The organism is Nocardia sp. NPDC004722, assembly GCF_053601505.1.
In genome coordinates this window covers 1-5,386 of sequence record NZ_JBSGBY010000580.1, presented here as the reverse complement: position 1 = coordinate 5,386, position 5,386 = coordinate 1, and the positions used below count along the sequence as shown (strand labels likewise).

At 70.3% G+C, this 5,386-nt stretch carries 4 protein-coding genes and 1 pseudogene; all 5 read left to right on the top strand.

Translation table 11 applies throughout. From position 1 onward, the window contains the following. Positions 1-1,618: condensation domain-containing protein (locus ACWELQ_RS37110; RefSeq protein WP_452401690.1), on the top strand; the 1,618-nt coding region annotated here is incomplete at its 5' end. 285 nt (positions 1,619-1,903) lie between these two features. Then, complete coding sequence (locus tag ACWELQ_RS37105; protein ID WP_452401689.1) at positions 1,904-3,151, top strand: glycosyltransferase; 1,248 nt, start codon at positions 1,904-1,906, stop codon at positions 3,149-3,151. Beyond that, positions 3,148-4,122: an ATP-binding cassette domain-containing protein gene (locus ACWELQ_RS37100; protein ID WP_452401688.1), complete on the top strand. Its 975-nt coding sequence runs from the start codon at positions 3,148-3,150 to the stop codon at positions 4,120-4,122. The genes ACWELQ_RS37105 and ACWELQ_RS37100 overlap by 4 nt, the downstream gene beginning before the upstream one ends. Further along, on the top strand, positions 4,119-4,952 hold the full coding sequence (locus ACWELQ_RS37095; RefSeq protein ID WP_452401687.1) for an ABC transporter permease: 834 nt from the start codon (positions 4,119-4,121) through the stop codon (positions 4,950-4,952). Before ACWELQ_RS37100 ends, ACWELQ_RS37095 begins: the two co-directional genes overlap by 4 nt. A 24-nt stretch (positions 4,953-4,976) precedes the next feature. Then, positions 4,977-5,386 (top strand): annotated as a pseudogene (locus tag ACWELQ_RS37090) (hypothetical protein); the annotation flags it as partial.

Below are 5,386 nucleotides of genomic sequence, written 5' to 3'. Positions count from 1 at the left end.
CCATCTGTCCGAATTCGCCGTGCGCCCAGGCGCACTCACCCTGTGGCAGGCCGACCTGGCCGCCGGGTCGCGCTGGGTCACCGATGAGCGACCCTTCACCAGCGTGCATGTGCGGCACTGCCGCGATACCGATGCCGCCGATCCGCGTCCCGGGCGCGGGCGCTGGATCGGCACCATCTTCGAAATGGACGCGCCCTTCGACGCCGGGCACTGGAGTGAGACGGTGCGGGTGTGGCACGGACGCCACGAGGGCCTGCGCACCACCCTCGCGCCGACCGCGGCGCCGAGTGACCCCGCCGCGCTGAGTGACATCGTCGGCGGATCCGAGGCCGCCGAGCCCGGGCGGCTGGTGTGCGCGGCCGCCGACATCACCGTCGCCGCCGAGCCGGTGCCGGAGATCACGTCGTCCCTCGAGATCAACGAATATCTCACCGGCGCATTGGAATCGCGGCTGTCCCCGCTGCAATGGCCGCACTGCCTGCTGGCCACTGTCGAGCACGCCGACACCGGCGATTTCACGGTGCTGGTGGCCGCCGACCACTCCGTCATGGACGCCTACTCCCAGGCCATCGTGATCCTCGAGCTGCGCAGCCTCTACCGCTCGGTGGCCGCGGGCGAGCCGGTGCGCGAATCGCCGACCTTCGGCAGCTCGGCCGATTTCGCGCACTGGGAGCGCACCGCCGCCGCCGCGCTCACCACCGAGTGCGAGCCCGTTCGCTACTGGCGGCGGTTCCTGGACGGGTCCGGCGGGATGCTGCCCCGCTTCGAACCCGCCATCACCGCGGCGAGCAACGCGGTGTCGGAGCGGGCTCAGCTCAGTGTCTCGCGAAAGCTGTTGTCGCTCAGCGATCTCGAGGCGATCGAACAGGCGGTCACCGGTCGCGGTCACCGGTTGTCGGTCGCGGTCTTCACCGCGCTCGCCATCGCCTACCGCCGCACCTTCGGCTATATCTCGCTGCGCGCGATCATGCCCATCGCCACCCGGCCCGATCTGCGTTATCTGGAATCCATGGGCTGGTTCGTGAACGTCGTCCCCATCGACATCACCCTCGCCCCCGATCTGGACGCGGACAGCGCGCTGGAAACCACCCGAACCACCCTGCGCCGCTCCAAGATCGCCAACGATGCCACCTGGACCCGCGTCCTCGAACTCCTCGACTGCACCGACCGCCCCCGTTTCGGCATCTCCTTCCTCGACATCCGAGTCCTCCCCGACTACGAACTCGTGGAATCCCTGCGCGGCCACACCCTTCGAGCCGAGTCCTACTCCAGCGACGAGGTCTTCTTCTGGATCGTCCGAGCCGCCGACGGCCTCCGCCTCTCCACCCGCTTCCCCGCCTCCTTCCCCGCCGTCGAAATGGACCGCTTCCTAGCCGAATTCACCAGAGCCATGGCCGAATTCGCCCACAACCTACACCCGGAAACCCCCACCGCCCCCGCGATCCCCACCGCCTCGGAGATCCAAGGCCGCGAGACCGATCAGGTCACCGCCGCCGGACCCCGAACCGCCGCCGCGCTGGAACCTTTCGGGCTGCCCGGTACCGCGTCGAACGACCCGGTGGCCACACCTGCGCAGCCGGTGCCGCCAACCCGCACCCAGACCCCGGCGCGGGTGTAGCCATGCGCGCGCTCTCGAAAGTCTTCGGCGCACAAGGTGACAACCGGCCAGGCGGGCTGCTCGGTCGCGACTCTTCGGGCCGCGCCCACCGGCTGTCCGCTGCGGCTTCCCACCCGGCCACCAGACCCTGCCTCGGATTCCGTGTCGGCGGTGCTCGATGAGCGCGCGCTCCTCTCGCCCGGTGGGCTGGGGACGCCAAGTGGCCGTGGCCGTTTCGTCGATCCCGGTGGAATTCGGCGAGCGGCTCGGGGTTTCGGCTGCGCTGTCCGGAATCGGTGGTGCGCGATGAGGGTGCTATTGGCCTTCGCGGGCAGCCGGGGTGACGCGCAGCCCGGTGTGCTGATCGGCCGCGAACTGGCGGAGCGAGGGCATGAGGTGACGGTGGCGGTTTCGCCGAACCTGGTCGAATTCGCGGAGCGGCACGGGGTTTCGGCGGTGCCGTTCGGTGTCGGCAGTGACGAGTTGCTGCGGGCGCAACGGGATGACACGCGGTTTCGCGGGTGGAATCCGGTGGATCGAGTGCGGGCGGTGCTGGATCTGCAACGTCGCGGGTTCGCCGAGGCCGCACGTGGGTTGGACGCGATCGCCGGGGACAATGATGTCCTCGTCACCGGGATGGCGTGCGAGGAGGTCGCCGCGGAAGTGGCCCGCCACCACGCCATCCCGCTCGCGGCGGTGCACTTCTTCCCCATTCGACCGAATCGTGTGATCCCGGTGGTCCCGGCCAGCTGGGCGGGCCGCGTTCCGGGGGAGTTGCATCGAGTCGGCTGGCGAGCGCTGACCGCCGCCCGCGCCCGGGCGCTGGCCCCCGAGCTCGCGGCCTTCCGCCGTGCCGGGGCGGCGCGAGAAGTACCGGCGTACATCGCGATTCAGGCCTATGACGCGGCACTGTTTCCCGGCCTCGCGGACGAGTTGCCGGGCGTGCCCTTCACCGGGTTCCCGGTCCCCACCGACAACGGCTCGGCCTTGAGCGCCGAGCTGTCCGAATGGTTGTCCGTGGGGTCGGCTCCGATCTACGTGGGTTTCGGATCGATGCCGGTCGCCGATCCACTGGCGACCGAATCGATGGTCCGGGAGGTGGGGCGGCGACTCGGGCGGCGAGTGTTGCTGGTGGGCCCCATGTTCCGACCCCGGATCGGCGATGAACTGGCAGTGGTCGATCAGGTCGATCATGGCGCGGTGCTGCCGTTGTGCGCCGTGGCGGTGCATCACGGCGGGGCGGGCACCACCGCCGCGGCGCTGCGGGCGGGCGTGCCGTCGGTGATCTGCTCGGTCCAGGCCGATCAGCCGTACTGGGGCAGACAGATCGAAGTCCTCGGGTTGGGCGCGACCGCGCCCTTCGCCGGACTGACCGCGAATCGGCTGGAGCGGTCACTGATTCGGGCGACCGAACCCGAGGTGGTGGCCTGGGCGGCCGCCTTCGGCGCGGGGTTCCGGGACGACGGAGTCCAGCGCGCCGCAGACGTTATCGAATCCTTTGTTCCGGACAGTGACGTTCGCGAGACACCGACCAGAATCGGAGGTGTGCGATGAGTGCTGAGATCGCAATCGAAACCCGGGGGCTGGGTAAGAGTTTCGGGGCCATGACCGCCGTCGATGCGGTGGATCTGCGGGTGGAGGCGGGGACGGTGTTCGCGCTGCTCGGGCCGAACGGGGCCGGGAAGACCACCACCGTGCGGATGTTGGCCACGCTCGAGCGGCCCTCTCGGGGTAGCGCAACGGTTTTCGACTATGACGTGGTGGGGCAGGCCACCGCGGTGCGGTCGATGATCGGGCTCACGGGCCAGTATGCGGCGGTCGACGAGAACCTGACCGCGTGGGAGAACCTGCGGTTGTTCGGGCGGCTGCTGGGGTTGAGCAAGCGCGGGGCACAGGATCGGGCGGCGGAGCTGCTGGAGGAGTTCGAGTTGACCGGCGCCGCTCAGCGGCGGGTCGGGTCGTTCTCCGGCGGCATGCGGCGACGGCTGGATCTGGCGGCGACGCTGATCACGGTGCCGCCCTTGATCTTCCTCGACGAGCCGACCACCGGACTGGATCCGCACACCCGCGAGCGCATGTGGTCGGTGGTGCGCGGCCTGGTCGGGCGGGGCGCGACCATCCTGCTGACCACCCAGTACCTGGAGGAGGCCGACGCGCTGGCCGACCGGATCGCCGTAATCGATCACGGCAGCATCGTCGCCGAGGGCACCGCCGCGGAACTGAAGTCCTCGATCGGCGAGGAGATGCTGCGCATCGATCTGGCCGATCCCGAGCAGCGCCCGCTGGCCGACGCCGCGGTCGAACGCCTCACCGGCAGCACGCCGCTGCACGGCGACAACCCGGCCACCCTGACCGTCCCGCTCGGCGATATCGGCACCGCCGCCGATGTGATCACCGCCTGCCGGGACAGCGGAATCCGCCTGCGCGGCTTCGGAGTCGAACGCCCCGACCTGAACTCGGTGTTCCTGGCGCTCACCCAGCGCCCGGCCCGCCCCTCGCTCCCCACGGAAAGGGCCAGCGCATGACCGCCGTCTCCGCCACCCCGGTGCTCGTGCACCCGACCGCGCGCATCGCGCGGCAACCCCGCCTCACCCGGGTCGGCGCGCGCGCCGCGCTGGCGCAGTCGCTGTTCATGGCGCAGCGCGGCCTGCTGACCTTCCGGCACAGCCCGCAGCTGCTCTACGACGCCGTGCTGCTGCCCATCGTCGGGCCGCTGCTGTTCGGCAGCGTGTTCGGCAAGGCCATCGCGGGCAGCCTGGACGCCTACCTGCCGACCCTGATCCCGGGCGTGCTGGTGCAGATCGTGCTCACCTCCTCGGTGGCCATGGGAGTCCAACTCTCCGAAGACATTCGCTCCGGTGTGTTCGACCGCTTCGTCGCCATGCCCATCGCCCGCTCCGCACCGGTCGCGGGTGCGCTGCTGGCGGGCGCGACCCGCTACGTGATCGCGGCGCTCATGGTGCTGCTGGTCGGCTTCGGCATGGGCTACCGGCCCGATCACCCGCTCGGTTTGGTCGCGGGCGCGGCGCTGGTCGTTTTCGCCACCACCGCCATGAGCTGGCTGTTCGCGTTCATCGGCGTCACCGTGGCCAAACCCGCTGCCGTACAGGGCATGTCGATGCTGGTGCTGACCTTCGTCAGCTTCGCCTCCAATGCCCTGGTGCCGGTGGCGGCCATGCCCACCTGGCTGCGCCACGTCTCGGACTACAACCCCGTCTCGCATCTGGTGGCGGCCGTGCGCACCCTCGCCGACACCGGCACGGTCGGCGCCGACTTCGCCTGGTCGGTGGCCGCCGCACTGCTCGTCGCGATCGTGTTCGCGCCCTTGACCGTTCGCACCCTGCGTGCCCGTTGATATCCCCTTGATACGGAGACCGTCATGACCGCCGTCCTCAACCGTCTCACCCCCGACGACGACCTGTTCCTCAAACTGCACGACCTCTACGGCACCGCCCTGGTCAACCAGCTGGCCTGGCGCTTCGACGAACCGCTGGAACCGGCCGTGCTGCAACGCTTCCACGACCAGCTGGCGCACGGCTTCCTGGCCCGGCGGGTCCGGACCACCGCGGTGCCGTTCGCCCGGCCCTGGTGGGTGGCGGCGGACGCCGCCGAACCGCTGGCCTATCAGGTCGAGCCGGTCGCCGAGAACGGCGTCCTGGATTGGCTTTTCGACCAGAGCCGGGTGGAGTTCGACCTCCATCAGCGCGCGGTAGGCCTCGGTGGCCAGCTCGGTGCCGTACACCTTGGTGGCCGAGGCGTCCCACGGGCGCGGCGCGGCGTCGCCGCCCG

Bases quoted from the DNA above. Each gene is read 5' to 3' on its own strand.
- ACWELQ_RS37105 (WP_452401689.1), top strand. From the start codon at position 1,904: ATGAGGGTGCTATTGGCCTTCGCGGGCAGCCGGGGTGACGCGCAGCCC.
- ACWELQ_RS37095 (WP_452401687.1), top strand. From the start codon at position 4,119: ATGACCGCCGTCTCCGCCACCCCGGTGCTCGTGCACCCGACCGCGCGC.
- ACWELQ_RS37100 (WP_452401688.1), top strand. From the start codon at position 3,148: ATGAGTGCTGAGATCGCAATCGAAACCCGGGGGCTGGGTAAGAGTTTC.